6 tRNA genes and 1 rRNA gene are annotated in these 798 nt (G+C 51.0%); all 7 read left to right on the top strand.

The features are described from left to right. Nucleotides 1-86: ribosomal RNA gene (gene rrf / locus KNQ15_RS16635) — 5S ribosomal RNA — on the top strand; the annotation flags it as partial. 9 nt (nt 87-95) lie between these two features. Continuing rightward, nucleotides 96-171: transfer RNA gene (locus KNQ15_RS16630), tRNA-Val, on the top strand. Between the two features lie 15 nt (nt 172-186). After that, a tRNA-Thr gene (locus KNQ15_RS16625) sits at nt 187-262 on the top strand. 62 nt (nt 263-324) lie between these two features. Beyond that, nucleotides 325-411 (top strand) — tRNA-Leu (locus KNQ15_RS16620). A gap of 38 nt (nt 412-449) precedes the next feature. Next, nucleotides 450-523, top strand: a tRNA-Arg gene (locus tag KNQ15_RS16615). Nucleotides 524-527: 4 nt separating this feature from the next. Continuing rightward, nucleotides 528-604: transfer RNA gene (locus KNQ15_RS16610), tRNA-Pro, on the top strand. A 22-nt stretch (nt 605-626) separates the two neighbouring features. Next, nucleotides 627-702: transfer RNA gene (locus KNQ15_RS16605), tRNA-Ala, on the top strand. The last annotated feature ends 96 nt before the right edge of the window (nt 703-798 follow it).

Below are 798 nucleotides of genomic sequence, written 5' to 3'. Positions count from 1 at the left end.
GTTCCCATGCCGAACACGGAAGTTAAGCACTTGAACGCCGAAAGTAGTTGGGGGCTTCCCCCTGTGAGGATAGGACGCTGCCAGGCGATACATATGGAGGATTAGCTCAGCTGGGAGAGCACCTGCCTTACAAGCAGGGGGTCGGCGGTTCGATCCCGTCATCCTCCACCATTTTTTATTACACTTGCCGGTGTAGCTCAGCTGGTAGAGCAACTGACTTGTAATCAGTAGGTCGCGGGTTCGACTCCTGTTGCCGGCACCATCTTTATCTTCAATGATCACCAGAATTCAATTATGAATGAAGGTTCTACCTTTTATATCCCTGCCGGGGTGGCGGAACTGGTAGACGCACAGGACTTAAAATCCTGCGGGGGTTTCCCCGTGCCGGTTCGATTCCGGCCCTCGGTACCATTTTCATTTTGATGTTTGCTGTTTGATCCTTATATTCCGCACCCTTAGCTCAGCTGGATAGAGTACTTGACTACGAATCAAGGGGTCGGGAGTTCGAATCTCTCAGGGTGCATTTTCGGGAAGTAGCTCAGCTTGGTAGAGCACTTGGTTTGGGACCAAGGGGTCGCAGGTTCGAATCCTGTCTTCCCGACCATCTTCAATTTCATCCCTTTAATGGGGCCTTAGCTCAGCTGGGAGAGCGCCTGCCTTGCACGCAGGAGGTCAGCGGTTCGATCCCGCTAGGCTCCACCATTTTTATGACGAACTTTGAAAACTGAACGATGAGGCAAAAATCGTATTCTACGGAATACAAACATGAATGAAGCGCAAGCTTCGTCAATCGTGACT

This window comes from Exiguobacterium sp. s168 (assembly GCF_018619035.1).
Classification (GTDB): domain Bacteria; phylum Bacillota; class Bacilli; order Exiguobacteriales; family Exiguobacteriaceae; genus Exiguobacterium_A; species Exiguobacterium_A acetylicum.
The sequence above is the reverse complement of the archived record's forward strand: the minus strand, read 5'-3'. Positions and strand labels throughout refer to the sequence as shown.